Origin of the sequence: Ornithinibacillus californiensis (assembly GCF_001038485.1) — a bacterium.
GTDB lineage: Bacteria > Bacillota > Bacilli > Bacillales > Amphibacillaceae > Ornithinibacillus > Ornithinibacillus californiensis.
This window is the reverse complement of sequence record NZ_LDUE01000014.1, coordinates 37,832-64,515: the sequence shown is the minus strand read 5'-3', so window position 1 is coordinate 64,515 and position 26,684 is coordinate 37,832. Positions and strand designations below refer to the sequence as shown.

Annotated in this window: 25 protein-coding genes; 19 read left to right on the top strand and 6 right to left on the bottom strand. The window is 37.8% G+C overall.

All coding sequences use genetic code 11. From position 1 onward, the window contains the following. Positions 1 to 379: 379 nt before the first annotated feature. Positions 380 to 2,026 carry a GMC family oxidoreductase gene (locus TE34_RS03300; protein ID WP_047983402.1) on the bottom strand — a complete coding sequence of 549 codons (1,647 nt, stop codon included), beginning with the start codon at positions 2,024 to 2,026 and terminating at the stop codon, positions 380 to 382. 469 nt (positions 2,027 to 2,495) lie between these two features. Here TE34_RS03300 and TE34_RS03295 point away from each other — a divergent pair, with 469 nt between their 5' ends. The 12 genes from TE34_RS03295 to TE34_RS03240 all read left to right on the top strand — a co-directional run bounded on the left by TE34_RS03295 (position 2,496) and on the right by TE34_RS03240 (position 16,718). After that, the gene (locus tag TE34_RS03295) at positions 2,496 to 3,089 is read left to right on the top strand and encodes a TetR/AcrR family transcriptional regulator (RefSeq protein ID WP_047983401.1); all 594 of its coding nucleotides are present in this window, start codon (positions 2,496 to 2,498) and stop codon (positions 3,087 to 3,089) included. Between the two features lie 693 nt (positions 3,090 to 3,782). Then, on the top strand, positions 3,783 to 3,923 hold the full coding sequence (locus tag TE34_RS20545) for a YrzI family small protein (RefSeq protein ID WP_084710611.1): 141 nt from the start codon (positions 3,783 to 3,785) through the stop codon (positions 3,921 to 3,923). 305 nt (positions 3,924 to 4,228) lie between these two features. Then, positions 4,229 to 4,744 carry a CBO0543 family protein gene (locus tag TE34_RS03285; RefSeq protein ID WP_047983399.1) on the top strand — a complete coding sequence of 172 codons (516 nt, stop codon included), beginning with the start codon at positions 4,229 to 4,231 and terminating at the stop codon, positions 4,742 to 4,744. Positions 4,745 to 5,121: 377 nt separating this feature from the next. Next, complete coding sequence (locus TE34_RS03280) at positions 5,122 to 7,098, top strand: histidine kinase (protein ID WP_047983398.1); 1,977 nt, start codon at positions 5,122 to 5,124, stop codon at positions 7,096 to 7,098. Beyond that, positions 7,091 to 8,080, top strand: a complete 990-nt coding sequence (locus TE34_RS03275) for a response regulator (protein ID WP_047983397.1) — start codon at positions 7,091 to 7,093, stop codon at positions 8,078 to 8,080. The genes TE34_RS03280 and TE34_RS03275 overlap by 8 nt, the downstream gene beginning before the upstream one ends. A 276-nt stretch (positions 8,081 to 8,356) precedes the next feature. Then, positions 8,357 to 9,226, top strand: coding sequence for a hypothetical protein (locus TE34_RS03270; protein WP_047983396.1), 870 nt, complete (start codon positions 8,357 to 8,359; stop codon positions 9,224 to 9,226). Further along, positions 9,219 to 9,938 carry a polyphosphate polymerase domain-containing protein gene (locus TE34_RS03265; RefSeq protein ID WP_047983395.1) on the top strand — a complete coding sequence of 240 codons (720 nt, stop codon included), beginning with the start codon at positions 9,219 to 9,221 and terminating at the stop codon, positions 9,936 to 9,938. The genes TE34_RS03270 and TE34_RS03265 overlap by 8 nt, the downstream gene beginning before the upstream one ends. Positions 9,939 to 9,950: 12 nt before the next feature. Beyond that, positions 9,951 to 10,628 (top strand): DUF4956 domain-containing protein, encoded by a 678-nt coding sequence (locus TE34_RS03260; protein WP_047983394.1) that lies wholly within the window; start codon positions 9,951 to 9,953, stop codon positions 10,626 to 10,628. A gap of 3 nt (positions 10,629 to 10,631) precedes the next feature. Then, positions 10,632 to 12,074 carry a CotH kinase family protein gene (locus TE34_RS03255; RefSeq protein ID WP_047983393.1) on the top strand — a complete coding sequence of 481 codons (1,443 nt, stop codon included), beginning with the start codon at positions 10,632 to 10,634 and terminating at the stop codon, positions 12,072 to 12,074. A gap of 80 nt (positions 12,075 to 12,154) precedes the next feature. Beyond that, entirely contained in the window at positions 12,155 to 14,227 is a 2,073-nt protein-coding gene (locus TE34_RS03250; RefSeq protein ID WP_047983392.1) for a hypothetical protein, read from the top strand. A gap of 2 nt (positions 14,228 to 14,229) precedes the next feature. After that, the gene (locus TE34_RS03245) at positions 14,230 to 15,309 is read left to right on the top strand and encodes a HEAT repeat domain-containing protein (RefSeq protein WP_047983391.1); all 1,080 of its coding nucleotides are present in this window, start codon (positions 14,230 to 14,232) and stop codon (positions 15,307 to 15,309) included. After that, positions 15,306 to 16,718, top strand: a complete 1,413-nt coding sequence (locus TE34_RS03240) for a glycosyltransferase family 2 protein (protein ID WP_047983390.1) — start codon at positions 15,306 to 15,308, stop codon at positions 16,716 to 16,718. Before TE34_RS03245 ends, TE34_RS03240 begins: the two co-directional genes overlap by 4 nt. Positions 16,719 to 16,978: 260 nt before the next feature. Here the strand turns inward: TE34_RS03240 and TE34_RS03235 are convergent, their stop codons facing one another. Then, complete coding sequence (locus tag TE34_RS03235; RefSeq protein ID WP_047983389.1) at positions 16,979 to 17,266, bottom strand: hypothetical protein; 288 nt, start codon at positions 17,264 to 17,266, stop codon at positions 16,979 to 16,981. 4 nt (positions 17,267 to 17,270) lie between these two features. Further along, positions 17,271 to 18,176, bottom strand: coding sequence for an HD-GYP domain-containing protein (locus TE34_RS03230; protein ID WP_047983388.1), 906 nt, complete (start codon positions 18,174 to 18,176; stop codon positions 17,271 to 17,273). A gap of 251 nt (positions 18,177 to 18,427) precedes the next feature. Here TE34_RS03230 and TE34_RS03225 point away from each other — a divergent pair, with 251 nt between their 5' ends. After that, a complete protein-coding gene (locus tag TE34_RS03225; protein WP_047983387.1) occupies positions 18,428 to 18,922 on the top strand; it encodes a hypothetical protein in 495 nt (164 codons plus the stop codon). A gap of 234 nt (positions 18,923 to 19,156) precedes the next feature. Here TE34_RS03225 and TE34_RS03220 read toward each other — a convergent pair whose 3' ends face one another. Beyond that, positions 19,157 to 19,504 (bottom strand): DUF2512 family protein, encoded by a 348-nt coding sequence (locus TE34_RS03220; protein WP_047983386.1) that lies wholly within the window; start codon positions 19,502 to 19,504, stop codon positions 19,157 to 19,159. Between the two features lie 246 nt (positions 19,505 to 19,750). On the opposite strand from TE34_RS03220, the gene TE34_RS03215 reads away from it, so the two are divergent. The 6 genes from TE34_RS03215 (at position 19,751) to TE34_RS03195 (ending at position 23,889) form a co-directional block, all read left to right on the top strand. Next, positions 19,751 to 19,978: a DUF1659 domain-containing protein gene (locus tag TE34_RS03215; RefSeq protein WP_047983385.1), complete on the top strand. Its 228-nt coding sequence runs from the start codon at positions 19,751 to 19,753 to the stop codon at positions 19,976 to 19,978. Between the two features lie 33 nt (positions 19,979 to 20,011). Next, positions 20,012 to 20,227 (top strand): DUF2922 domain-containing protein, encoded by a 216-nt coding sequence (locus tag TE34_RS03210; protein WP_047983384.1) that lies wholly within the window; start codon positions 20,012 to 20,014, stop codon positions 20,225 to 20,227. A gap of 109 nt (positions 20,228 to 20,336) precedes the next feature. Then, positions 20,337 to 20,471, top strand: coding sequence for a YvrJ family protein (locus TE34_RS20540; RefSeq protein WP_084710609.1), 135 nt, complete (start codon positions 20,337 to 20,339; stop codon positions 20,469 to 20,471). Positions 20,472 to 20,841: 370 nt separating this feature from the next. After that, positions 20,842 to 21,279: a cell wall hydrolase gene (locus TE34_RS03205; protein ID WP_047983383.1), complete on the top strand. Its 438-nt coding sequence runs from the start codon at positions 20,842 to 20,844 to the stop codon at positions 21,277 to 21,279. Between the two features lie 178 nt (positions 21,280 to 21,457). Then, positions 21,458 to 22,207 (top strand): oxygen-insensitive NADPH nitroreductase, encoded by a 750-nt coding sequence (nfsA, locus tag TE34_RS03200; protein ID WP_047983382.1) that lies wholly within the window; start codon positions 21,458 to 21,460, stop codon positions 22,205 to 22,207. A gap of 425 nt (positions 22,208 to 22,632) precedes the next feature. Continuing rightward, positions 22,633 to 23,889, top strand: coding sequence for a pyridoxal-phosphate-dependent aminotransferase family protein (locus TE34_RS03195; RefSeq protein WP_047983381.1), 1,257 nt, complete (start codon positions 22,633 to 22,635; stop codon positions 23,887 to 23,889). Between the two features lie 81 nt (positions 23,890 to 23,970). Here the strand turns inward: TE34_RS03195 and TE34_RS03190 are convergent, their stop codons facing one another. Together TE34_RS03190 and TE34_RS03185 are read right to left on the bottom strand one after the other, a co-directional pair. Continuing rightward, positions 23,971 to 25,233, bottom strand: a complete 1,263-nt coding sequence (locus TE34_RS03190; protein ID WP_047983380.1) for a metal-dependent hydrolase family protein — start codon at positions 25,231 to 25,233, stop codon at positions 23,971 to 23,973. A 48-nt stretch (positions 25,234 to 25,281) separates the two neighbouring features. Beyond that, positions 25,282 to 26,451, bottom strand: coding sequence for a hypothetical protein (locus TE34_RS03185; RefSeq protein WP_047983379.1), 1,170 nt, complete (start codon positions 26,449 to 26,451; stop codon positions 25,282 to 25,284). Positions 26,452 to 26,684 lie beyond the last annotated feature (233 nt).

Sequence of the window (26,684 nt, the reverse complement as noted above, 5' to 3'; positions counted from 1 at the left end):
AATAATGAGCACGGGCCAAACTACATTTTCATCCAAATTTGGTTTAAAAAAGAATAATGAGCGCGCGCCAAACTACATTTTCATCCAAATTCGGTTTGAAAAAGAATAATGAGCACGGGCCAAACTACATTTTCATCCAAATTTGGTTAGAAAAAGAATAATGAGCACGGGCCAAACTACATTTTCACTCAAATTCGGTTTAAAAAAGAATAATGACCCACGTCCTTCATAGAAAAAGGAGAGACTGATTTGGCAAATTTACCAATTAAACAAATAATTTTGGCTGCTAAAGGCGCTACGACTATTGCTCATTTGCCGAGTTGAGGGAATCTACAATAAGGACAGAAAAAGAGGAGTGATAGGCACCCCTCTCTAATTTCTATTTACTATAAGTTGGTTGCTTTACCGCATTTGATTGTTGTAAACCATGCTCAGCGCGAATAATATCCGCTGCACGCCATCCGATTGCAATTGCCGGTGCCATCGTATTCCCCGGTTGGATAGGCAAGACAGAAACATCCACCACTCGTAGATTCCGTACACCGCGTACTTTTAAAGTAGAATCTACAACATCTTCATCATTTGAACCCATTCGAGACGTCCCTACTGCGTGAAAAACATGTGGACTCCCTAGAGCATAGTTAAGAATATCATCTGTACTTTGAAGGTTTGCTCCTGGAACCGATTCCGATTCAATGAGATCAGCAAGAGGACTTTGCTCTGCGATTTCCCTTATGGCCTGAAAGACTTTGACGATACCTTTCCGGTCGTATTCTGTTTCCAAAAAGCGTGAATCAATTATCGGTGGGGCATCAGGTTCAGAACTACTGCTGTGTACAGAGCTTTCTGTCGTTGGATGCAATAATAATCCCGATGCTGAAAACCCTGGCTCTTTGGATACTTTCATCCCGGAAGGCGTAAAGGTCGTGGTCAACGGATTAAACATTCCGATTAGGTCTGCGTAATCCAAACTAGGATCCGATTTGAAAAAGGCCGCGATGTCATGTGCACCAGACGCGATTACCCCTTTTCGATTAAGTAAATACTTGGAACCCGTCATCAATTGTTTCATTGTGGATGAGAGTTTTTTATTGTAGCCAATGGATTTATTAATTTTAGCTTGGTAATTGATCATCCGTTGCTCAATCGCATGTTCCCCGACATTTGGACTTTCAACGCGCACTGAAACGCCTATACGAGAAAGGACTTCTGCATTCCCAATCCCTGACCTTTCCAGTAAGAGTGGGGTTTCTACTGTACCTGCAGAGATGATGATCTCTTTTTCCGCATAGATATCCCGAACCTCGCCGTTACTATTTCTAACGCGAACTCCAGCTGCACGGTCACCATCAAAGAGTATCCACCCCACATGGGTATTCAGTTCCAATGTAAGGTTGTCCCTTTTCAAAGCAGGTTTGAGGAATGCACTGGCTGCACTCAGTCTCTTGCCACGTCGTACAGTGTTCGGTACGTAGCCGATTCGCTCGTGGCCAGAGGCGTTAATGTCTTCCACCCGATCTAATCCCCATTTTTCTGCTGCAGCAAATATGGCATCATTAAGCTCGTCCGGTTCACGGTTAACATGAATATCAAGTGGACCACCTGCACCCCTTGTTTCTGAGGCACCAAACTGATGGTTCTCAAAGGATTTGAAAGCAGTCACCATGTCCGACCATCCCCAGCCATCGTTCCCAAGTGCTGCAACGCGGTCCCAATAGCTAGAACTTCCTCGTTCATAATTAAGCCCGTTGATGGATGTCGATCCACCAAGTACTCGGCCACGCTGCCACATTTCCTTTTTCTGCGCTTGTCCTACAGGCAGTGTCGGGTAATTGAATGAGTGCTTGGTTGTGCCCATGATGAAGTAAAACCCTTTAGGTATAGAAATTATCGGATCTTTATCACTTCCACCACTTTCTAATACTAGCACGGATGTATTTGGGTCCTCACTCAAACGACTGGCTAGCGTACTTCCTGAGGCACCTGAGCCAATGACGATGTAATCAAAATCTGCTTTTGTTTTCATGCTATCTCCTCTTTCCTAAAAAATATAGTATTATTTCAGATTCAACGTATATCTGTATAGATTGATAGGCTCTTTTTTCCATAAAGCCTATTTCTACGTAAATCTACTTCCCTATTTCTCTACTTTTCCATCATCGTACAGTAGGCATTTCTTCCTATGATTGATGAAGGAGAGACTGCTAATTGTGATATAATACAACTAATCATCCTTCGTTGTTTTTATCACTATTAGGCAACGTTTGTATTGCTAAAGACAACTCTGAATGCAATAAAGCGCTTACAAGGGTGTTGTGCAATTTGCAGCGAGTTTTACATATCTATCCAAGTCGTTTACCAAAATCTATGATTACATGTAATTATAGCAATCTGAAAAATCGTTACAATCAGTAAATTTAAAGGTTTTGTATAGATAAGCAACAGTTTTGCTAGTTTTGTATGAAATAATAGTGAAATTTTTGGGGGGAATATTTATGTATACAACACAAAAGTTAGATCGAAGGGTAAGGAGAACAAAACAAACATTTATTAAATCATATATTAGTTTGATAAAGGAAAAAGGCTACAGGAATGTAACCGTGACGGATGTAGTTAATAAATCTGATTATAACAGGGCTACGTTTTATGCTCATTTCAAGAATATAGAGGATTTAACGAATGAAATTATTGAGAAAACGAGCGATGAGCTTCAAAAAGCTTTTCTTCAGAATTTAAAGGTGTCTGGTTATTTGGAATTGGACAGTTTTCCTCCTTCCTCCATGCTAGTGTTTCAATATATTTATGCAAACACAGATTTGTTTGACTTGCTAAAAGAATCGGAGTCGATACCAGGTCTCCAAGAAAAAATGATTGAAACGATTAGAAAATTTCAAGAGAAAATTATATTTGAAGGCGATCAGAAGTTTGATGTTAACAATACAAATTTTATTACCTATCGAACTTATGGAGCTTATGGTCTTATTTTAGAATGGATTAAGAGTGATTACGCACAGTCACCAGAGGAAATGTCCAAACAGATGGTTAATATTCTTCATGCGCATTATCCTAAAATTCAAATGCGGTTATAGACGTATAAATATTAATAGATTTTTAAGTTTTATCCTAAATGACGAACTATTATTCTAAAAGATTGTGGAAAACAAAGAAAACCGATTAAATAAGAAATTGGAAAATGGAAAAGTCGCCTTCAGAAAGAGACAGCATATAAAATAACAAAATGAAATATTGCCCAATCTGGATTCATATACATATATACAATTAACTTCTTTCAAACAAGAGGTTGATAGTTTTATTAATAGTTAAACCAGTAGGATGAATGTGAATTAGTATTACATTAATCTGTCCCGACGTCCATCCTATCTAGCGGCAAGTATACAATAATATTTTTGAAAATTACGTAAAAACTATTTACAAACAGCTAGTAAGTGGATATAATTACCAAGTGAGTAAAAATTCTTAAGGAGGTCGAATGAAATGATGGTAATCGTTAAATTGGTGTCACTAAGAACTACAACAAAATTAAAAGTTGCGCATTCGACCGGATCGGAATGGATCGCTTAAGAGTTTTTAGCAGTAGGAAAGTATAATTACTTTTCGCCTGCAAGAGAAAAACAAGTATTTTGCTTGTGTTTTTCTAATGAAATTAAGCATACCCATACCGCAGGGAGAAGCGTGCCCTGCGGTATTTTTGTGTCTTTTTGCCGTGGGGAGAAGTCTCTCTGCGGTTTTTTCTTGTTGGGTAATAATTAGGAGGTGATAGTATGACATTAAATATTTTTCTGTTCACGATAACGATACAGAAACGTGAAACTTCTTTTGAGGAATTAATTCAGAATGAATATGCAAGAAAAATCTATGAAGAAAACAAAGGAAAAGTCACTCATTATACTCGTCAATGGTAATACTGGATTTGTAAATTATGAAAGGTGGTAATGGAAATGTTTTATTTGATCCAAGGGCGTCGAGCGGTATTATGGGTGGAGAAAGACACAACCTAACCATGAAGATTAAGGGCCATGGGGACAGGAGCCTTGGCCCAGATATGATCTTGGGCCGGAGTTCCTGTCCCCGCGGTCCTAAATCTATATCAGTCGCTTGACAAGAACTACCCTAAAAAAAGGGCAGGAATTACGAAAACGGAAATACATAAATCTAAAGAATCTAGGGCAAAACTACACTAATCAATCGAATAAAAGGTCTGATAAAAATGCATGTAGCCACTACTCTTGTTGCAGTAATTGCCGTAATCATTACCGGGGTTTGGAGGAATTGGAGGGAATACCACACAACCCTTCTTTTTGTTGCACTTGGAAATTTATCTTACAACTTTTTGACGGCTAATTATTTCTTGTGGCGCTTAGATGCGGATTTCATAACCAACCATACATTAACAGAAATGTTATATACATTTATTGTCTTTCCAGCTACTGTATTACTATTTCTACATAACTTTCCAGATGATATGACTGGTAAACTTCAAAAATATACGAAATGGATATTACTTTATGGCGTATGGGAGTGGGTGTTTAAGGAAACGGGGTATATTGAATATCAATACGGCTGGTCCTTATGGTGGTCTGTTGCATTCCTATTTGTTATGTTTCCTCTGATAAAATTACACCTAACTCGTCCAATATTGACCTACTTCCTATCAGGAATAGTAGCAGTCGTAGTCCTACTGTGGTTCGATGTACCTGTATATCTACCGGTAGAAGAAAGGTGATTAGGGGCCTGTCATCTAGAGGGGTCAGACCCCAACCAAAATTAGTAAAGGGACGGTTTTAAAGGAGCTATCGGGAGTTTAGCGCTTAAAGAAGGCACGATGGGCGGATATAATCCCTCATCGTGCCTTCTTGTATTGTTATGTATAACTCTACTAAGCGCAAAATTTCCGATGGCTCATGCTTCGCTATTGTATAAATAAGAACCGCCCCCCTGTTTGTGATAAAATAAATGTATAAGATAGAGTATATGAATACTTTGTGTATTTTTATGTCTAAAAAAGGGTGAAAACCGCCAAAATTATCTCTGTGTCTAGAGCTACTTCACATAGATTCATAAATAGTGGTAGTGGTAGTAAATTACCAAAGGGTGAGGTCATTGAATCGTACCAAAGTTTATTTTATAGCAGCAACCCTTTTAATGATGATTGTTATTATCTTTTATTATTTAAGTGCCATGGAGAAGACATCATCTATTAAACTAGGAGAATTAGACCTTTCTGAGACTGAATTTGATAGTAAAGGTGTGATTGAGCTTAATGGTGAGTGGGAATTTTACTGGAATCAACTGTTAGCTCCAACGGATTTTATATATAATAAGCAACGTAATTATCATTATGCGTATGTCCCAGGTAACTGGTTACAAGATTTAGAGGGTAATACTTATCCTGATAAGGGATATGCTACCTATCGGGCAACGATAAAGAATATTCCTAAGACAAAATATTTTGGTCTGAAAAAGGGAAATATTAGAAACTCTAGCAAGATATATGTTAATGGAGAGTTAATATTAAAGGATGGAAATGTATCTAAGGATCTTGCTGGAAGTGTTGCTGGTAATAATTCAGAAGTTGTATATTTTGAAATAGAGGATTCTACCGCTGAAATCATCATTCAAGTAGCGAATCATGAGTACATTGTTGGTGGAATAGCCAAACCGATTATCTTTGGTACACAAGAGGAATTGATGCAACAAAACAATGACAAAATCATGTTTGAATTTGCGATGATTTTAATCGTTGTTATTATAGGAATATTCTACTTACTATTATTTTTAGCTAGTAACGATTATCGAAAAAAAGAACCTGTTACGCTTCCGCTGGCTCTAAGCAGTCTTTCTTTTGGAGTTATGAATGGTATTTATAGTGAACGAATTATTATGAAACTATTTCCAGATATCACATTAGATTTGACTTTTCGTTTTGGTCATTTTATGAATGCTTTAAGTGTCATTATGGTTGTGATTGTTGTAAATAAAGTAAGTGCAGCCATCTTACCTAGCAAAATCCGAAACTATATCATTAGCTTTTTTGGATTGTTTTTAGTTTTTGTTTTGACATTACCTTTGGAAATATATCTTAACACACTAAGTTTTTATATGTTTTCTGCAGTAGGTATCTTTTTCTCTATATGGTTAAGAACGATTATACTATACGTTAAAAATAATAGTACCTGGATGAATGATATAGAACATGCAACTCTAATCGTTGTTACTTTTTGCACGTTTCTATTTTGGTTTGATATGACGCTATATAGCATAGGCTTAAAGGTAGACTTGTTGGTTTCGTTTCTTACCATTCCTGTTTATAGTATTGCTCTTGCTGCTTTATTAATTGTGAGATACACCAATTCCTACAAAAAAAATGAGGAACTCTCTATTCAATTATTGGAAGCCTTTTCATCGTTAGATCAAACGACGAAAGAAGTACAGAGGAATGAGCTTGCATTCTTACAAGCGCAGATTGCGCCCCATTTCTTGTTTAATGCACTTAGTAGTATTATTAGCCTTTGTTACACGAATGGGGAGAAGGCTGCTAAATTGCTTATGAATTTATCTGATTACTTGAGACGATCCTTTGATATAGACTTAAAAACAGACATGGTTACAATTGAAAACGAGCTGAAATTGATCGAGGCTTATATCGAAATTGAGAAAGCCCGATTTGGTCGTCGTATTCAAGTTGTTTATGACATTGATCCGGAAGTATTACCTGTGCAAATTTCGCCGTTAATCATTGAGCCGCTTGTTGAAAACGCGATAAGACATGGTGTCTTGAAAAATAAACATGGTGGCAAAGTGAAACTTACGATAAGAAAGCGGCATCAAGCTGTTTTCTTAAGTATAGAAGATAATGGAAAAGGCATGGATATAGAGCAGATTAAAGCGATTCAGAACGAGGAAATGAACGATTTGATTTCTTCACAAGGAAATGGTATCAGCTTAATGAACGTGTATATGAGATTGAAAAATAGATATGATGTGAAGTTGAACTTTGATACAACTGGTAGTGGAACGAAAGTGCATTGTACGATTCCAATACAGGAGCGCTATGATAAGGAGGAGGACCATGATTAAGGCAGTGTTAGTCGATGATGAAATTCTAGCATTGGATTTATTGAACAAAGTTCTTAGCGAAAGGCAAGATATACAAATCATTGCAATGTTTACAGACCCTGAAGAGGCCTTGGTTGAAATTCCAATCCTTCAGCCAAATGTCTTATTTTTAGATGTCGATTTGCCTGTATTAAATGGGATTGAGCTTGGTACAAGGTTAATAGAGTTAGATGGTAACGATAATATGTCGATTGTCTTTGTTACAGCTTATGAACAGTATGCCATCCATGCGTTTAAGCTTAATGCAATTCATTATATTTTAAAACCTGTTACCCCCCATTCTGTCGATGAAGTCATGAGTCGGATACACCTGAAAAGGGGAGTGGAGGAAAAAGCGAGCAGTGACGGTGGAGAGATTTGTCTATTTGGTCCAATGCATTTAAAAGTGAATGGTGGCAAGGTTGATTTTTTGACAGCAAAAATGGAAGAGCTTTTAGCACTATTAATCATGCATAGAGAAAAAGGGATTAGCAAGTGGCGAATTATCGATGTATTATGGGAGGATTCCACCCCGGATAAATCACAGCAGAACTTATATACGATGATTTTTCGACTAAAAAAGAAGTTGAAAAGTGCAGGGGTAAATGCCAAAATCATTTACAAAAATAGTATGTACACAATGGATCTTAAGGAAGTTTATTGTGATATAGTCGAATTCGATCAACTTATGGAGCAAGAGTTATCTGTAAGTGAACAAAATATTGCTGAGTTCGAAAAGATTATTTCATTGTATAAAGGAGATTTACTAGAAGAAAAAGACTATTTATGGTGTGTGCATGATAGAGAAAAGTATTATCAGCATTTTGTGGATGTTTTAATGTCTATGGTGAACTATTATGTGAAGGGAAATCAGCGAAACCGTCTAGAAAAGCTATATCATCATGCTCAACCTATCCTTATAGAAGAGGATTATAGTCTATTAAAGTCTGTTAATCCCATTTAATAAATTCTTATTCTTAAACTTAAATTATATATACTATTTTAATAAGCGCGTTTTATACTTGAATTTGTAAAAACGTGCTTATTTTGTGTCGAAATATGTAAGAAAAATGTAATATCACTCTAGTATACTAGGAGATGCGTGTTTTGAAAGGATTAAAACAAGACGACTTAACATAATGACAAAGGGTTTCTATCTCACCTTCTAGGTCATATTACTTCCACACACGCAAATTATTATTACCCATATAGATTATAAATGGACAAACGGAGGGCATGTATGCAGAAGCGACGTAAATGGCAACTGTTTTTCATCGGAATATTAATTGCTTTTTTAGTTGTCAGGTTGTTTATTGAAACAAATCAAGAGCAATCCAAACGTGCAATTTTTTCGTGGTCAAGTGAGGAAGTAATAAACAATCGTACACAATTACTAAATGATTTAAACAATTATAATTTTGACCGTGTTTTTCAATCATTTTCGAGTGACTTAACCAATGAGGAAGTCAGCTTATTTGTTGAGGATATAACCAATCAGAACATTGACGTATACGGCTTGTCTGGAACGCCAGAATGGGCGCTTGATCCAACGGGTAAAGGTATGCTAGAACAATTGGATCAAATTGTAGAAGTTAATCATCTGTTACCTGAAGATCAGCAGATTAAAGGATTGGTTATCGATGTTGAACCGTATTTATTGGATGATTTTAATTGGGAGGATCAGTCTGTTCAACAATCGTATATCTCAGGTATCAAACAGTTGTATCAAGCGGCCGAACGTGAAGGTTTAGAATTGCTTGTCGTCGTGCCATATTTTTATGATACGAAAGGCTATCAGGAGGTTGTACGGACAATTATTCGTGAAGCGTCAAGTGAAGTGGTAGTGATGAATTATTATCGTGATCATGAAATTGAACATCTCACGTTTGAAGCACAAGAAGCCAGAAATGCTAATAAACCGTTAACAACGATATACGAGTTTAAACGTCCAGGTGACTATGATTTGACGGAGAAAAATACATACTATTATGAAGGACTATCTGCGGCGCGTGAAAATGCGGATCGGTTAAAGCAACATTATAAAGATCAGAACATTCATATTGCATACCATGATTATCATGCATTTCGAGAGGTGATAGAAAATGAATAATGTATATCGTGAGGAAAAGAAGTATGTCATCACAAAAGATACTTTTTATAGATTGCGTCACTATATTGCACAAGTAATGCACCGAGATTATCATAGTGAGAAAAATCATTATCGTTATCGTAAGGGGGATGGATATACCATTCGCTCGCTTTACTTTGACTCATTAGACGATCGCGACTTTCATGAAAAATTGGATGGTATTGAGCTGCGCCGTAAATGCCGTTTACGCACGTATATGCATGATCCGAATTTTTGCCTGCTTGAATTAAAGAAGAAACAAGGTCATATTCAAAAGAAATCATCCTATCGATTAACAAGAGAACAAGGGGAGCGATTAATTCGTGGTGATTATCAGCTCTTGTTAGAGTTAAATCATCCGTTTTTACTCGAGTGCTATTATATGATGATGCAACATGTGTATCGACCCAGGTCAGTTGTGACCTATGAACGGGATGCGTTTGTCGCAAAAGAAAATAAAATTCGTGTGACATTTGATCAGGCGATTCGTGGAACGGAGAGCAACTTTGATATATTTTCGGAGCGATTACAAGAAAATGAATTTATGGATGCAAATCATGTCGTACTAGAAGTGAAATATAACGGTTTTCTCCTTCAATATATTAAGGATTTATTAGATGAGGTAGAGAAGGAACAACTATCTGTAAGTAAGTATTGTTTAAGTAGAAAAATTAGTAAGCATTATGTACTTTAAGGGGGATATACGATGCGTGAGTTATTAAATCAACTATCTGAACAATCACCTAACCTGACGTTGCCTGATATTTTAACCAATCTCTTAGCAGCTACTGTCATTGCTTTTGCCATCTTTATTTCTTATTGGTATACCCATGTTGGCACTGCTTATAGTCGCAAATTTAATGTATCACTTATTACACTAACGATTTTAACCGCAACGGTCATGATGGTTATTGGTAATAATATTGCATTATCACTTGGGATGGTCGGGGCCTTGTCAATTGTGCGTTTTCGTACTGCGATTAAAGATTCTCGGGATACAACATATATTTTCTGGACGATTATCGCTGGAATTGGTTGTGGTGCGGGGTTTTACCTTGTCGCTACAGTAGGTACGATTGTTGTATTTATTATTTTATTATTCCTAGGTCGAGTATCTAATAATCAACGGTTAATCATAGTCATTAAAGCCAAGCGGACAATCGAGATGGATATCGAAAGTACGGTTTTTCAACATTTTAATAAGCGGGCGTTATTAAGGGTGAAAAACACAACAGAAGAAAGCATTGAATGGATTTATGAGTTATCGCGAAAAGCTTATGAAATAGGAGAGAAAAAAGATCAAACCATTACGGAGGCCCTCTATCTAGTAGGAGGTATTGATTATGTCAATATTGTTACACAAAGCGATGAAATTAGTGGATAGACGATGAAAGGACGGTTGCTTTTTATTTTAACTATCTTTGGCATGATTGGTTTTGTTTTGGTCGTAACAGTAACTGACAAAGCCGACTTTAAAAAACGCTATCATCAACACGAAGAATGGAATTCAGAGGTTCAGATAGAACTTGAAATTTCAGATATTAAGACACATTTACCTGTCATTCAGATTGATACAGCAGGACAGCAGATTCCAGGTGAACGGATCATAGGGACAGATGCTTATCAATTAACGGAAGACGGTGAAAGTGAAATTGAAACCACTTTTAAACTTTACCAAGATGAATCAGCACCATTAACACTGGTCTCAACGATACATTACCGCGGAAACTCTTCCCGGTTATTTAGAAAAAAGTCGTATTCTCTGGGATTTATTGATCAGAACAAAAATGAAAAAGCTGTCTCTTTACTTGGGATGGAGGCGGATAATAATTGGGCGCTTCATGGACCTTATTTAGATCGTAGTCTAATACGTAATTACTTGGCGATGAATGTTGCGGGCGAAATTATGCCTTATGCACCAGATGTACGATTTGTCGAAGTGTTTATCGATGAAAACTATGAAGGACTGTATCTGTTAATGGAAAAGGTAACAAAAGGAGATGGACGCGTTTCGCTTACAACTCCTGAAAACAATAGTCGGCAAACGAGTTACATCGTAGTAGTCGATCGTCTTAATAAAATGAATTTTAGTTTGAATGAATTTTTAAGATATACAGATAAATCCTATCCTTCAGGTACGGAGTTAATATATCCAACCGGGAGAAAGTATACGGAGGAAAGGCAGCAATATGTTGAACGTGACTTTTCTTATATTGCTCATTCCATTTATCAAATTCCGTATGGCCAAGAAGATGATCACTATCAGGACCTGCTAGATGTACAAGCTTTCTATGATTATTTTATATTAAATGAACTCTTTCGTAATGTTGATGCAGGGCGTTATTCCACTTACTTTTATCGTGATATGAGAGGTAAATTAACACCAGTTGTTTGGGATTTTAACAATTCATTAAATAACTATCAATCAACCACATTTGATGAGACAGGTTTTTCAATGACGCAAAGCATTTTTTACGAACAGCTCTTAAAGGATGATGATTTTGTTGACGGCTTAATCCAACGTTATTATGAGTTGCGCAAGACAAAATTAAAGACTCAACGTCTTCATCAATATATTGATGAAACGGTCAATTTTTTGGGCGACTCAATTACACGTAATAATGAGCGTTGGAGTGATATGTATGATTTAACGCAGTATGATACCGATAATTATCTTCAGCCGATTGAACGTAATGTTACTAGTTACCATGAAGCGATCCAGCAACTAAAGCAGTATCTTGAGAAACGTGCGGAATGGCTTGATGACTATATCGAAACGCTCCATCAGTATGACCATCCATCTCGTCATAGTCATGAGTCCATTAAATGAAGAATGATTGAATGTTTAGTTACGATTGGGTGTTAGCATTGATCAGGTATAATTGAAATTGAAACGAAAGGTGGGGTGAGATGAAGCGGTTTTTAATCACCATGGTAGCTTTATTATTGAGTATTGTGGCGGGATATTATCTTTATTACGTAGAAGGCTATTACATTAACTTCGATAATCATGCCACGGTTTCAACCCCTTTCTATATTGAAAACGACACAATCTACCACAAGAATGGTGAAGATGTTACCCCTTTTATCATCAAAGGGGTTGAAGTAGATGGCGCATATGGTCCGAAGAGAGGAACCGACTTTACCGTTGATGAGCAAACGTGGCTGCGATGGTTTAATATGATTCAAGAAATGGGAGCAAATACGATTCGTGTTTCAACCATATTAGATGACCAATTTTATAATGCCTTTTATCAATATAATAAGGATCGTGAAAACCCGCTTTATCTGCTTCAAGGCATGCGTGCCGCTACAGATGAGTGGAAAACAAATAAAGTGAAGGAAAATCTACCATTCTATCAAACATTAAGAAAAGACGGAAGAGAGCTCGTTGATATTATTCATGGTAGAAAGGTGATGCTTGTTAATGATCATCAAGGCACTGGAATTTATCGCCATGATATATCCCAATGGGTGATAGGTTTTTTAATTGGAGATCATTGGAATCAAGATATGGTTGCCTATATCAACCAAACGTTAAATACAGAGGAAGACTTTATTGGGGACTATGTAACAACATCACAAGAGGCGACGGCGTTTGAAGTAATGATGGCTAAAACGATAGAGTATATCGTGAGTTACGAATCAGAGAAATACGATAGCCAACATCTTGTATCAGTTAACAGCTCATTTATCATGGATCCTTTTCAATATAAAGAAGAGTATGCTTTACAGTTTGGTAAATATAATACTTTTTTGATCGATCATATCAATCCAACAAAGAAAATGAAATCAGGTTTGTTTGCTAGTTACGCATATGAAGATCAGACAGATCCGATTTTGACAATGATTGAGGATGAAGAAATTGCACAGTATCCGAATGCCTCAAGCTATCTTGACTTGATACAACAGACGCACGATGTACCTGTTGTAATCAGTAGTTTTGGCTATCCAAGTGCTAGTTACCTTAATCACACAGGACAACAAGAAAGTGAGATTATAGACGATCTGAAAAGCTTTAATACAAACGGATTTAACGGAGCAATCATCCGTTCTTGGCAAGATGTGTGGGATCGCCGTGTAATTGAAACATCGTATGCGGTGGATCTTCAGCAAGTTAGCAAATGGCATGACCCTCTGACATGGACACAACACTTTGGGTTACTTGGATTTAAACCTTATCGTGATGATGTGCTAATGAAGGTAGATGGCAAAAGTGACGATTGGCAGGATGTACCTGTTAATTATCAAGATGGAGCGACAAAGGTAACGATGACTCGAGATCATGCGTATTTATATTTTTGGATAGAGGATCCAAGTATTACTGTTGAGAAACCATTTTATTTAGGATTGGATTTACATCCTGAGTTAGGAAGTCAAACACCAGATACTGTAGCTACAACATTTGATCGGGAAGTTGAGTTTTTAATTGAAGTGAGCCCTGAAGAGGGTGCACTCGTCTATGTCCAAGATCGTTATCAAAGTGTGAGACAAAATTTTTTAGAACTAGTAACTGGTGAAAATCCATATGTGTCTTATCCAGAGCAAAGTTCGAATACATTTGAAGTTGTTAAGTACTTGCAAAAAGAAAAAAAGGTCTTAACAAAAGAGGAAATAGAGCAAGAAACAAAAGTCTATCACTATACGTTTGCAGAGATGAATCCATTGAGGATGTTAAATGGAAAAAATGTAAAAGAAGCGGATGTTGCGATTGAAGATGGGCGTTTGGAGATTCGATTGCCATATCAATTGCTTCATGTATATGATCCTTTGAAATTTACGATACATGATGATTATTACCAGCATTATGGGGTCGTACCTCTTAAAATAGACGCTTTTTATGTGAGTCTTGTCCGCGATGAAAACAGACCATCACAAAGTGTGGAAATTCCAATACAACAGCTGGAGTCATTAAATCGTGTTAAAGAATATGTGAAACCATCTTATGAAAAGGTTAAAGCGTATTGGAGAGGAGAGGATTAGCAATGTATATGATAATCATTATTGTCTATTTTATCATTTGCTTGTTGATTCTCTTCTATACGATTAGTTATATTTTCTATCAATCGTACTATGACTTTCGTGAAGCACACCATATCCGGAAATTTACCAGTATGATTTCGGATCAACATCGGTTAGTTCGGGACAGTGGTTATATTGATCGTAATCATCGCAACTTACTTAGTAAGCGGCTCAAGAAAACCAATCAATTAATTGCTTTTGAGAAAGCGTTGAATCAATTAGAAAAGGGAGACACTACCACAAATACGCTTTATTTAAAACAACTAGAACCCGTCATACTTGAATTAGTAATCCATTATCGATTTCATGATCAAATGATACGGGCGTATCTTGCCTATTTTATCGCAACGTATGCCAAGGATAATTGGCGTGATCCGTTTATTTTTCGTACACTTTTTTCCTATATGGATGACGCGACAATATATCTTCGACAAAATGTATTATTGGCGATGTATCAACAACCTGATCCGAAGTTGATTAGCAAAGCATTTCATTACTTAACAGAAAATAATCTGTTTCATCATGCTAAACTCATCCAAGACGGATTGCTAAAGTATCCCTACGACTATGAGACGTTGATAGACACATTATGGAAAGAGAGCAAGACATTTCATCTTTCCATTGTTTTAGGCTTGATTGGTTTTATCACGTATCGGAGTGATCGCTATAAAGATACTTTTTATCGCATGTTACAAGAGAAACAGGTAGATCTAGAGATTAAAACACGGCTAATGCGTTATTTTAAAAAACATCACGATGTAAGAGTGGAGCCCTTATTAGTATCTATGGCATCAGATATTAATCCCCCCATCAGAATTGTGGCAGTCAATGTGTTAAGTGAGTATCCTTCTGAAAAGGTTATTGCCACTTTAAATGAAGCACTGACAGATGACGATTGGTATGTACGACGTAATGCCAGTCAGTCATTGTTAGCAATGAACGTTTCTAATCTCGACGATTCAGACGTTTTAGTAAGCCGCGTTAACGATTTGGAAGAGGTTCCTCATTACCATCTTTCCGTAGAAGGGGGAGTGAACCGATGAACCTATTAATTGAGAGATTAATGGAAATCATAGCCCTTTTCTTTGTTGGGTATATGATCATGTATACTACCTTTTTGTTTTTCTCGGTGTTATTTGGTGCTATCCGAACTTATGAAAAGGATCGGATGATGAGGTTAAGTAATGAAATAAAACATGACTATTATATGCCAATATCTATTTTAATGCCTGCTTTTAATGAAGAAGTAACCATTGTTGAGAACGTCAGACGATTACTGCACTTAGACTATAACTTATATGAGGTTATTATTATTGATGACGGTTCAACAGACGAGACAATCGAACGATTAATGGAAGCCTTTCCTTTTCAATCAACAAGTAGCCCGATTCATCGTAGACTTCCTTGTGAAGAGGAAGAGGCAATCTATGAAGCTATGATGAACAATGTTAATTTAACGTTGATTCGAAAGGCAAGAGGAGGAAAAGGTGATGCGTTAAATATGGGCATAAATGCATCCCAATATCCTTATTTTGTTACCTTAGATGCCGACTCACTTCTGCAAAGCAATGCATTAGAAAAAATCATCCAGCCTGTGTTTGCGGATGAACAAGTTATTGCTGTTGGTGGAATGGTTCAAGTGTCACAATGTGTTGAATTGAAGGCCGGGTACGTGCGTAAATATCGGATACCTTGGCAGCCCATTGTCGGCATGCAAGTGATGGAATATGACCGTTCCTTTCTAGCGTCACGCATTTTACTTGATCAATTTAGTGGGAACTTGATTATTTCAGGTGCTTTTGGTTTATACAAAAAAGATATTGTGATTGCTGCCGGTGGGTATAAAACGGATACAATTGGGGAAGATATGGAGCTTGTGATGCGACTTCATTCCTTTATGTTGAATAGTAAAGGTTCCTATAAGATTCGTTATCAACCAGAAGCGGTTTGTTGGAGTCAAGCCCCAGAGACGCTTCGTGATATTGTTAAACAAAGAAGGCGCTGGCATATCGGATTATTTCAATCGTTAATTGGTTATCCAGAGATGCTCCTGCGTTTTCGCTATAAACCTGTGGGCTTTATTTCATATTTGTATTATTGGGTGTTTGAATTACTAGGGCCGTTCATCGAAGTCTTTGGTATCTTTACCATTCTACTATCCTTACAATTTAATATACTGAATGTCCCATTTATGATTAATTTATTTTTAATATACATAGGTTACGGCATTTTATTATCCTTAACCGCATTTTTCCAACGGGTCTATTTTCAAGGTATAAAGTTGAATATTATAGATATGATAAAAGCGATTCTTTTTGTTGTATTAGAAAATACTATCTTTCGCTACTTTCTATCATTTGTACGAGTCACGTCTTTTATTGGGTACAAAAAGAAACGTAACAGCTGGGGCTCCATTAAACGGTGGAAACATAATAATGGTTCTCGTGCATGATGGTTCAAAAAAAACGTATTCTAAAACCTCGATTCGTTGTTCAATAGATTGTCGCAAGTCTACACCAAATAAAAGGGGCAGTTCCCATCCTTCACCTACAATCGTGAACCAGGAGAACTGCCCCTTTTTATCATTAGTGATTAACTTGTGGTTCAGGAGATTTATCTACCATTTTAGATACTATTAAGACCTTGTAATACAAAATCAAGTATACGGTTCAAGCTTCAAAGATATGGAAATTAGAACCGTCATTGTGACTCCTAATACATGACTCTGGCGGGGTCTACAGCTAAAACATCTTGTCCATCCAGTTCAACCCAGATATAAAAATGATCTACTTCTAATCCTGTTAGTCCTGTTAATCTATTATGTATACCTTCTTGTAGATTATAAGTTAGTTTAGCTGTTTTAAACGGAATAGATAAATTCAGCCCTGTATTAAGCGAAATTTTCTTGTCCGCCTCTTTTACATGTTCTGCACCTACTATGCCTGCGTTCATGGAGAAAAATAATAATGTAAGTGTAAGAATGATTACTAGTTTTTTCATGGAATCACCTCCTTTCTTCTACTTTACTTCTTAATGAAATAAAAGTATCTACTACTTTTGGGTGGAACATGGTCCCTTTACATGCATTTAATTCAGCGAATGCATCGTCAATATCCATTCCTTTTCGATATACTCGATCAGTAGTCATTGCATCAAAAGCATCAACGACAGTGATTATAGCTGCTTCAATTCGGATTTCATCTGCCTTTAAATGAGAAGGATATCCTTTACCATCATATCTTTCATGGTGTTGTTCTATAATTTCACCAGCTTTAATTAAATCTACTAATCCAGTTTTCTCTAAGGTTTCTTTTCCCCATGTAGTATGTTTTTTCATTAATTCAAATTCACTATCAGTCAGTTTACCTGGTTTGTTTAAGATCTCACGAGGTACTTTAACCTTTCCAATGTCATGAAGGAAAGCAGCTAAATTTAAGATATATTTTTCATCAGAGGCTAATCCCATTTTTTCGCCAACCATCATTGCAAATTCTTTGATTCTATCGCAATGTTCAGCTGTATACCCATCCTTTTGTTCTACCTGAATGGCAAGTTCCATCATATCTTTTACTGCATTACTATAGTAGTGGAATTGTGGTTGAGAGGTAACATATAAAAATTCAACTTCTGTTTTTGCTAAAAATATGGCATGTTCATCTACGGGGCATGCACTAACAGAGTCGCCTGGCAATAATAAAGTTTCTCCACTTGGTGAATTATAGATTAGTTCGCCGGATAATATTGTAATATGCTCTAGTGCTGTCCAAGCATCTTCAGGTACCATTGCCCATCTAGAGCCTTTATATAATTTGTGATGAATAACTTCTGTCCCATCACCGGAGGCAACTAATGAAACTTCTGTGTTTTTCATCATAATTTTATTAGTATGATCGCCTTTTAATATATCCATATTTCCCTCCCTTTAGAGCTTATGTATAAAAGGTTCTATTATAATATTTATACACTAAAAGGGTAGATAGGTAAATAGTATTAGGACCTGGATATACATTTTTTTGTAACTTGCCTGTCCCTTCCTGAATTTTTTCGACATTCGACATATATCGGTGAGGGACAGGCATCTTTAAACAATCTTATGCAAATGTTCCATTTCGGGTATATTATTATCATAGCATCAAGAAAACTCTAGAAGGAGTAACAGTTATGAGACCAACTAAATTAACCATTTATATTCTAATTATCTTAGGTATTATAGGAGTTATTCTATTAGCTAATTCTCTCTTAAAGTATGATGATAGCAACTCTTCTAATGATGGAGACGATAGTAGTAAAGATGTGGGTCAGTCTGCATACCCTGGTGTGGATATTATTACCGAAGTAACAGACGAGGCGACTTACATTATGGCTATCCATTACCCGGAATTTAAAAATTCGTCGATCAATAAGGAAATTGAGGAATATGTATCTAAATCCAAACAGGAATTCTTAGATGAGGTAGAGGTAAATAAGGAGCAACTACAGGAGATGCCTGCTTCGTTGTATATTTTGTTAGATATCTACCCTGTGGGTGAAGATGTATATTCATTTGTTCTTAATAGGGAAAGTTATATTGTAGGAGCAAATGGTTATCAAAGTTCAACTATTCTTATGGTCGATATTGATAAGGAAAGATTTATTCCGCAAACAGGGATATTATAATATATCCGGGTTTTATCCTCTCTTTTCTCTATTAATTTGAAAGATCTTCACTTATTCATTTCGATTCCAATTTCCTACACGAGCTCCATGGCCCCAACATACTTAAACCTGATTCAAAAATGAAAGTGAAGAAGCTCGGTTTTTGATACGGATTCATTGATCCCTGAGATTGGTCGAGCTTTCTTTCACTTCTCACTATAACTTTAAAAAGAAAAATAGTGGGTTTTTAATATGCTACGTCTTTTGATTTCTACCACTTCGAATTAGCCATTGGTGTTGAACAAGTTCCGTTATCGTTAAAAGTATTCCTGTAAGAATGGCACCAAGAACAGTTACTGTTGCATCTTGGAAAAGTGAAACAACATATACAATTAATGCTGCGGCAATAAAATCAACTATGGTGCTAATCCAAAATCTACCTTCTTTTAATAAAACCACTTCCATCATATGAGCGGATATAGCGAGTATGAAACCTACTATTATAGGTTGATAAAAAACCGTATAATTTACATTTGGAAAAATTACAGAAGCAAGAAATACGGTAAGCGGACACACTATAAGTTTGACTATCAAACCCATCATAAAATGACCCCTCCTTTTTTATTAGTTTTTACCAAGGAAGTCACATTATGAAAAAATATAGTTTAATATCTTGACCATCATAAAGTAATAAGCCCCTTTAGAGTAATATTTCAGCAAAAGAAGTATGCGACACCTATAGGGTCATCTTTATAATCGGAAAGATAAAACGAAAAGAAGAAAACAAAGAATCATCTGCCACCTGATCCTCCTTTACATCGATTATATAGGTGAAAGGAGGTAATAAGCATGGCAGTAGCAGATATGATAAGCTCACAGCTTCGTCTAATTCTTTTTGATGGAAATGATCCCGTCTCTGGTGACCCAGTCTATAAAGCGAAAAGCTTTAATAACGTGAAGACGGATGCAACGGCAGATCAGCTGTATGCAATTGCAAATGCTTTTGCGGGATTGCAAGAGCGCTCATTATTTAACATCGAGCGAAAAGACAGTTCTGACATTCGTTCAGGACAGTAGGTTTTTTAAAAATTGGTGAAAGGAGGTCCGTTTATGAAAACGTTAGAGTTGAAGTTCGAAAACGCCGATGGCAAAACCGTAACGTATTCACTGGAGAAACCAATTGAACCTGTTGACCCAGCTGCTGTAGCTGCAGCGATGGATACAATCATTGAGCAAAATACTTTTACGTCAAGCGGTGGTAATTTAGTCGCTAAGAAAAGTGCTCGTATCGTTGAGCGTAATGTCCAGGATGTAGAACTAGTTTAATTATTAATGGAGGAAGTTGCCTCGGGGAGTTCCCCTTGGTGACTTCCTTTTTTATAACTAGGATCACGCGCCACGCGAAGGAAACTTCAAAATGAGGAGGTGAATGAAGTTGGACAATTGGGTATCGCTCATAACAGAAGTTGGATTTCCGATAGCGGTGACATTTTACTTATTGCACCGGATTGAAGGTAAGCTCAATATGTTGATTGAGACGATTCATGCGCTACCGGAGAGGATGAAGTAGGAAAGCAGGCCCCGTGGGGACAGGAAACCTGGTCCAAAATTGATTCTGATAAGGAAGCAATTGATTGTTGAATAACCTTCCGAAGCTCTTCCTCTGAGAAGTCACGAATATTGACCATCCCTTTTTTATGTATTGGATAGTCCTTTTCTTCAATCATTTCTGAGAACGATACGTGGAATGTATACGCAGGGGAATAACTCGATACCTCCCACGCAACATACAATGCTGCCGTTGACTACCTTCAACAAGAAGGCTTCAAACAATCTGAATAATAAGGGTTCCTGGCAGAGAGAATTGGTACAAGTCTTAAATCCGAAAAGCTATCAACTTTTTAAAGGAATTTTCATACTCTAATTTAGAGGTGATGATCGTGACACGAGTCAAACATACGGACAAAGACATCGATTTGATCGCTCGAATGATTAGGGCAGAGGCCGAGGGTGAAGGAAAACTAGGCATGCTTATGGTTGGGAATGTCATCGTCAATCGTGCGGTAGCTGATTGTTTAGATTTTAAGGATGTAAGGACGATACGAGATGTAATTTTCCAAGTTCAAGGTGGAAATTATTCGTTTGAAGCCGTACAAAAAGGGAATATGTTTTATATGCCAGCAAGAGAAGCAGAGAGGAAATTAGCACGAGACGTTGTGAAATTTTGGAGGCAACATCCAGCGAAGTTTTCGCTTTGGTACTTTAATCCATATGCGCCATGTCCTCCTACATGGTATGGTCAACCCTTTGCCGGACAATTTAAACAGCATTGTTATTATGAACCACAGGCGAATACATGTGATAGTGCGTATCGATAGATAAAGTCTATAGTGGTAGGTTAGCTTGATAGCTGGTATCTAGGCAAAAAACTAGGGACGGTAGCTTCATTTATCATGAGCAACCGTCCCTTTATTTCATGATGACGCGTCGCACTTTCCTTGATTTCTAAATAACTCCTTCGTTAGAATGATTGTATGAACGGGAGAGGTGACCAAAGTGAATACAGTAATCGATACTATTTTATCGCATCGGTCCGTTAGAAAATTTGAGGATAAAAAACTATCACAGGAACAAATTGAAACGATTGTCAGAAGCGCTCAAGCAGCTTCAACATCCAGTTATATCCAAGCATATTCCATCATTGGCGTGACCGATCAAACGAAGAAAGAACAGCTAGCGGAAGTTGCTGCCAATCAGGAATATGTTGCCAAGAATGGCCATTTATTCGTATTTTGTGCAGATCTTCACCGGCATGAAGTGATCGGTGAAATGGAGAATGCAGATGTCCTTTCTTCCATCGAATCCACGGAAAAATTTATGGTAGCAACCATTGACGCAAGCTTGGCCGCTCAGAATGCGAGTATTGCTGCAGAATCCATGGGGCTCGGGATATGTTATATCGGTGGTCTACGGAATGACCTGGTAAAGGTGAGTGAAATCTTAGGTACACCAGATCGCGTCATCCCGCTATTTGGACTAGTTGTCGGCCATCCAGCGAAAATCAATGACCTGAAGCCACGACTTCCATTAGAACATGTTTATCATGAGAACCAATATAATACGGACGAAGTATCTTACAAAGAGCAACTGGAATCCTATAACCAGACAGTCCAAGAGTATTATCAAGACCGAACAAAAGGGACTCGGACAGATACTTGGACGGGGCAGTTGGCGAAGATGTTAGGAAATAAAGCCCGTATGTATATGAAGGATTTTGTGAATGGGAAGGGTATGAATCGGAGATAGTTAAACTATAATTATTCTTTTGGCTAAAAAAGGTTGCTAATCACATTGATTAGCAACCTTTAATTATCTCCTTCTAATCTGATTCAAGACGTCTGAAAAGTTATATTACTTTCCGATTTCCAATATACCATTTTAAAAACAGGATACTTCCTGTAATAAATAGCATAGTGACTAGGACGGCAAGGTAAGGTCCAATAACTACTCATCGTGAAGCGGGAAAAGCGTCCCTGCGCATTATTTCTGTATAAAAACTCATTAACACTGAAAGCGTTTTAATTCCTTGGTTTTAGATTATTTGTTGATTCTATTAGCTTTTTCTGATAATATTAAATTGTTATTTACTTTTTATGGGAGTAATTTTTATACAATACAATTTATAATTATACATTCTCTTTAAATCAAATTTATTAGAGGAGCTAAAATATATGACTTATTATACAGATTTAAATGTCCCACTTCGAACCATTATGACGCCTGGGCCGGTCGAAGTTGATCCTCGAGTATTAAGAGCGATGTCGACCCCCATTCTTGGACAATTTGATCCTGCATTTACGAATATCATGAATGAAACGATGGAAATGCTACGAGCGGTATTTCAAACAGATAATCAATGGGCATTCCCGATTGATGGATCTTCCAGAGCAGGTCTCGAGGCAGTTCTGTGCAGTATTATTGAACCTGGTGATAAGGTTCTCGTTCCGATATACGGTCGGTTCGGATATCTGTTAACGGAAATCTGCCAGCGCTATGGAGCAGAGGTTACAACCATGGAGGTTCCTTGGGGAGAGGTTTTTGACCCGGAAGTCATCATTAATAAGATTCATGAGATCTCTCCAAAAATGGTTGCCATCGTCCATGGCGAAACATCTACTAGCTGTGTGCAGCCGTTAAAGGAAATAGGGGAAGCATGCCGAAATGCAGATGTTCTGTTAGTTGTCGATGCGGTAGCAACATTGGGTGGAGTTGACCTTAAGGTGGATGAACTCAAACTGGATGCGGTGATTGGCGGTACGCAAAAATGCCTATCTGTGCCATCTGGATTAGCTCCGGTTACGTATAACCATCGAATAGAAGAAGTAATCAATAAAAGAAAAAGTATAGAACTAGGCTTGAAAACGTCCGAGAGCGATATAGCGAACAATCGAATCATGAGTAATTACTTTGATTTAGCACAGCTTCAGGATTATTGGAGCCCTGTCCGTCTGAACCACCATACGGAAGCAACCAGTATGCAGTATGCTTTACGAGAAGGGCTTCGTATTATTTTGGAAGAGGGACTAGAAAACCGATTTGCACGCCATAAGCTAAATGAAAGAGCATTAGTTGCAGGGGTTAAAGCGATGGGCTTAGAGTTGTTTGGTGATGAAAAGCACAAGCTCCCTGTTGTTACCGCAGTTAAGATCCCTGAGGGTATTAACGGTGATGAGGTACGTGCTATGATGCTAGAGGACTTTGGGGTTGAAATTGCCAGTTCGTTTGGACCGCTTCATGGTAAGATTTGGAGGATTGGGACAATGGGATATAGCTCCCGCAAGAAAAATATTCTTCATGTTCTTTCTGCATTAGAAGCGACACTTATTCGGAAAGGCTATCCTGTGAATAAGGGCGAAAGTTTACAGGAGGCTTTAAACGTATATGACCAACATAAAAAGTCGAATATGGAAATGGTCGCAGCGCATTAATCTATATAGAGACATCATACTGTTAAAATAATAAAAACACGTCGTGCGATTCCCTGTGATTCGCACGACGTGTTTTATTGATTAAACCGTTAATGGTACATCCAATAACAGGTTCTTCTCAACCTTCCCATTCTTAATAACCACTTGAATGTTATCATTATTAGCAAGAGAGTAAATATCCTCTAATGGATTTCCTTTTACAACGACGATATCCGCTAGTTTCCCTTGTTCCAGTGTTCCGACTTTATCTTCCCAACCTAGACATTCTGCAGCGGTTTTGGTGGATGCGACAATCGTATCCATCGGTGACATTCCCGCATCTTTCATTAAGCCAAGCTCGCGAAGGTTGGTCCCGTGCTTCATCACGCCGGCATCGGTTCCCATCGCAATTTTTACACCAGCTTTATAAGCTTTAGTAAAGCTTGCTTTATGGTGTTCGATGACTTCCTTGGATTTGGCTACAGCACTATCTGGCATCCCAACCTCGGCTGCATTTTCCAATACGGCGACAGGAGCTAATAACGTTGGTACTAAATAGGTACCATTCTCTAGCATCAGCTCAATGGCCTCATCGTCTAAGAAGATACCGTGCTCGATGGAATGGATTCCTGCTCTTACTGCATTCTTAATTCCTTCTGCGCCTTGTGCGTGGGCCATCACTTTTACCCCTTTACGGAAACGCCCTTCTTCTACGATTGCTTTTAATTCCTCTAGGGAAAACTGGGTGAACTCTGGATGGTCGGTTGCACTTAGAACGCCTCCAGTTGCATGCACTTTAATGACTTCAGCACCGGCACGCAACATTTCCCGTGTTTTTTTGCGAACTTCTTCAACTCCATCACATTTGCCACTTGGCATACCTGGGTAGTCAGAAGGAAGAAGGTCAAGTGTATTTCCTGATACGGTATAACCATCGCCGTGACCACCTGTAATAGTAAGTGCATTGATGCTAAGCTGAAGACGTGGGCCGGGAATTAGACCATCTTCTACTGCTTTTTTTACCCCGAGATCCGTGCCAAGTGCATCGCGAACGGACGTGATACCCGCATGTAAGGTGTTTTTTAAGTATTCCGCTGCTTGGTAATACATGAATGAAAATGGTGTAGCAAGCCGCTCGGAAAGTGGAGAGTATTCCATCATCATATGGACATGTGTATCGATTAGTCCTGGAAGAATGGTACCACCTGCCGCATCAACTACTGTTTCGTCCCCAGTTGGTGTGTAGCCAGTTTCTGGCCCGACATATACAATGCGCTCGTTCTCTGTGACGACAACGTGGTCTTTCTTTGCTTCTCCGCCATTTCCATCAATTAATAGTCCGTTTTTAATCAATTGTTTACCCATCATTCATTCCCCCATGTGTTCTATTGTAGTATGGTATATTTCATTTGATTACAAAGTCTGTACTAAAACTCCCGCAATGATTACTGATACGATGGTTACCGTAGTAAAACCGCCGATGAGCATCGGTGCTAGTAATTCATTGAAAATTAATTTTTCCTCTTGTTTATTTCGACCAATACTTCTGGAAACTTCCTCACAAAGAATATAATCTCCAGGGAAACCGAATAATGCAGTTAGTGCAACAGGCATACCTTTATATGGATGCCACTTTACTAATTTGGATGTGATATATCCACCAATAGAAAGTCCAATGGTACCAATGGCTAGAATCGCTACTACACTAGGTAAGTTATTTAATACATCCTGTGGGGTTACTCCTGCCATCGTTCCCATCACAACAAAGATTATGCCAATCATGGTTAAGGTAAATGAGTTTGATTTATCAAGTACTTTCGGTTCGAATAGTCGAAGCTTCAGGCCAGCGATTCCGATTGCTAAACACCATAGACTATAATGGACTCCTGTTAACTCTCCTAGGACAATCCCGACAGCGGCACCAGCAAATACAAAGAATAACTTCAAAGTCATACTAGCTTTAACTGGGTTCGACTCGGTTTCATCTGTGGCCTTCCCGTTGATTTCTTCATCCGTTGCCATCGGTACAAAGGATCCGTTGTCCATATCTTTTTGTAGTTTTAAAGCATATCTTCTCATGAAATTTAACGCTAGCGGCATCCCTACCACACCTTGAAATGCCACAACTAGTGCTGGGACGACAATCAGACTCGATAGACCGATTTCGGTCAACTTTTCTGATGTGACCAATAACGCAATGATTCCACCACTTATCGGACCTACACCTGCAACAGCTGTTGGGTAGTCAAAGATAAGCGTGATAACCGTTAAAATTAGGAGGCACGATATAAGCAAGCCACCTAGAGAGATTAGTACGGCCTTGATTTGGCTTTTGAGTAAAGAAAAAGGAATCATGGTACCCATATGTAGAATAGCGGGCCCAATAAGTATTGCTCCTAGTGCTGCAAATTGGGATTTTTCTAAGATGTCTTCTGGCAAAATTCCTGTCCAGCCAACAATTAGAAACCCTACCATTGCAGTGAGTAGCATTGGGATTCTTGCTCTGGATTTAATCGAAAGCCATTCCCCGAATGCAATAAATGCAAAAATAATAACGGTTGCGATAAGCGGATTACTTAACATGTGATTCCTCCTCTTTTTGTATGTTTATAAGTAAATTTTCATTACTATAACATGTTAAAAAATGCGTGTCTACATACTTTTCGTAATTGTCTAATAAATTACATTAATATGAAAACGCATTCTTTACTGGTGTAGAGCCATTAGGATTAATTGAAAAAATATTTTTCTGAAGATGATAAGTGGGGATGTCCTGGTGAAGCAATTGTGAAGACTCAGTTATCAAGTTTAACTTG

Coding starts and splice junctions, on each gene's coding strand:
- TE34_RS03215 (WP_047983385.1), top strand. CDS start 19,751: ATGGCAGTAGCAGATATGATAAGCTCACAGCTTCGTCTAATTCTTTTT.
- TE34_RS03250 (WP_047983392.1), top strand. CDS start 12,155: ATGAAGCGGTTTTTAATCACCATGGTAGCTTTATTATTGAGTATTGTG.
- TE34_RS03265 (WP_047983395.1), top strand. CDS start 9,219: ATGAATAATGTATATCGTGAGGAAAAGAAGTATGTCATCACAAAAGAT.
- TE34_RS03270 (WP_047983396.1), top strand. CDS start 8,357: ATGCAGAAGCGACGTAAATGGCAACTGTTTTTCATCGGAATATTAATT.
- TE34_RS03225 (WP_047983387.1), top strand. CDS start 18,428: ATGAGACCAACTAAATTAACCATTTATATTCTAATTATCTTAGGTATT.
- TE34_RS03230 (WP_047983388.1), bottom strand. CDS start 18,176: ATGGATATATTAAAAGGCGATCATACTAATAAAATTATGATGAAAAAC.
- TE34_RS03275 (WP_047983397.1), top strand. CDS start 7,091: ATGATTAAGGCAGTGTTAGTCGATGATGAAATTCTAGCATTGGATTTA.
- TE34_RS03300 (WP_047983402.1), bottom strand. CDS start 2,026: ATGAAAACAAAAGCAGATTTTGATTACATCGTCATTGGCTCAGGTGCC.
- TE34_RS03190 (WP_047983380.1), bottom strand. CDS start 25,233: ATGGGTAAACAATTGATTAAAAACGGACTATTAATTGATGGAAATGGC.
- TE34_RS03245 (WP_047983391.1), top strand. CDS start 14,230: ATGTATATGATAATCATTATTGTCTATTTTATCATTTGCTTGTTGATT.
- TE34_RS03210 (WP_047983384.1), top strand. CDS start 20,012: ATGAAAACGTTAGAGTTGAAGTTCGAAAACGCCGATGGCAAAACCGTA.
- TE34_RS03220 (WP_047983386.1), bottom strand. CDS start 19,504: ATGATGGGTTTGATAGTCAAACTTATAGTGTGTCCGCTTACCGTATTT.
- TE34_RS03195 (WP_047983381.1), top strand. CDS start 22,633: ATGACTTATTATACAGATTTAAATGTCCCACTTCGAACCATTATGACG.
- TE34_RS03255 (WP_047983393.1), top strand. CDS start 10,632: ATGAAAGGACGGTTGCTTTTTATTTTAACTATCTTTGGCATGATTGGT.
- TE34_RS03240 (WP_047983390.1), top strand. CDS start 15,306: ATGAACCTATTAATTGAGAGATTAATGGAAATCATAGCCCTTTTCTTT.
- TE34_RS03260 (WP_047983394.1), top strand. CDS start 9,951: ATGCGTGAGTTATTAAATCAACTATCTGAACAATCACCTAACCTGACG.
- TE34_RS03285 (WP_047983399.1), top strand. CDS start 4,229: ATGCATGTAGCCACTACTCTTGTTGCAGTAATTGCCGTAATCATTACC.
- TE34_RS20545 (WP_084710611.1), top strand. CDS start 3,783: ATGACATTAAATATTTTTCTGTTCACGATAACGATACAGAAACGTGAA.
- TE34_RS03295 (WP_047983401.1), top strand. CDS start 2,496: ATGTATACAACACAAAAGTTAGATCGAAGGGTAAGGAGAACAAAACAA.
- TE34_RS03185 (WP_047983379.1), bottom strand. CDS start 26,451: ATGTTAAGTAATCCGCTTATCGCAACCGTTATTATTTTTGCATTTATT.
- TE34_RS03235 (WP_047983389.1), bottom strand. CDS start 17,266: ATGAAAAAACTAGTAATCATTCTTACACTTACATTATTATTTTTCTCC.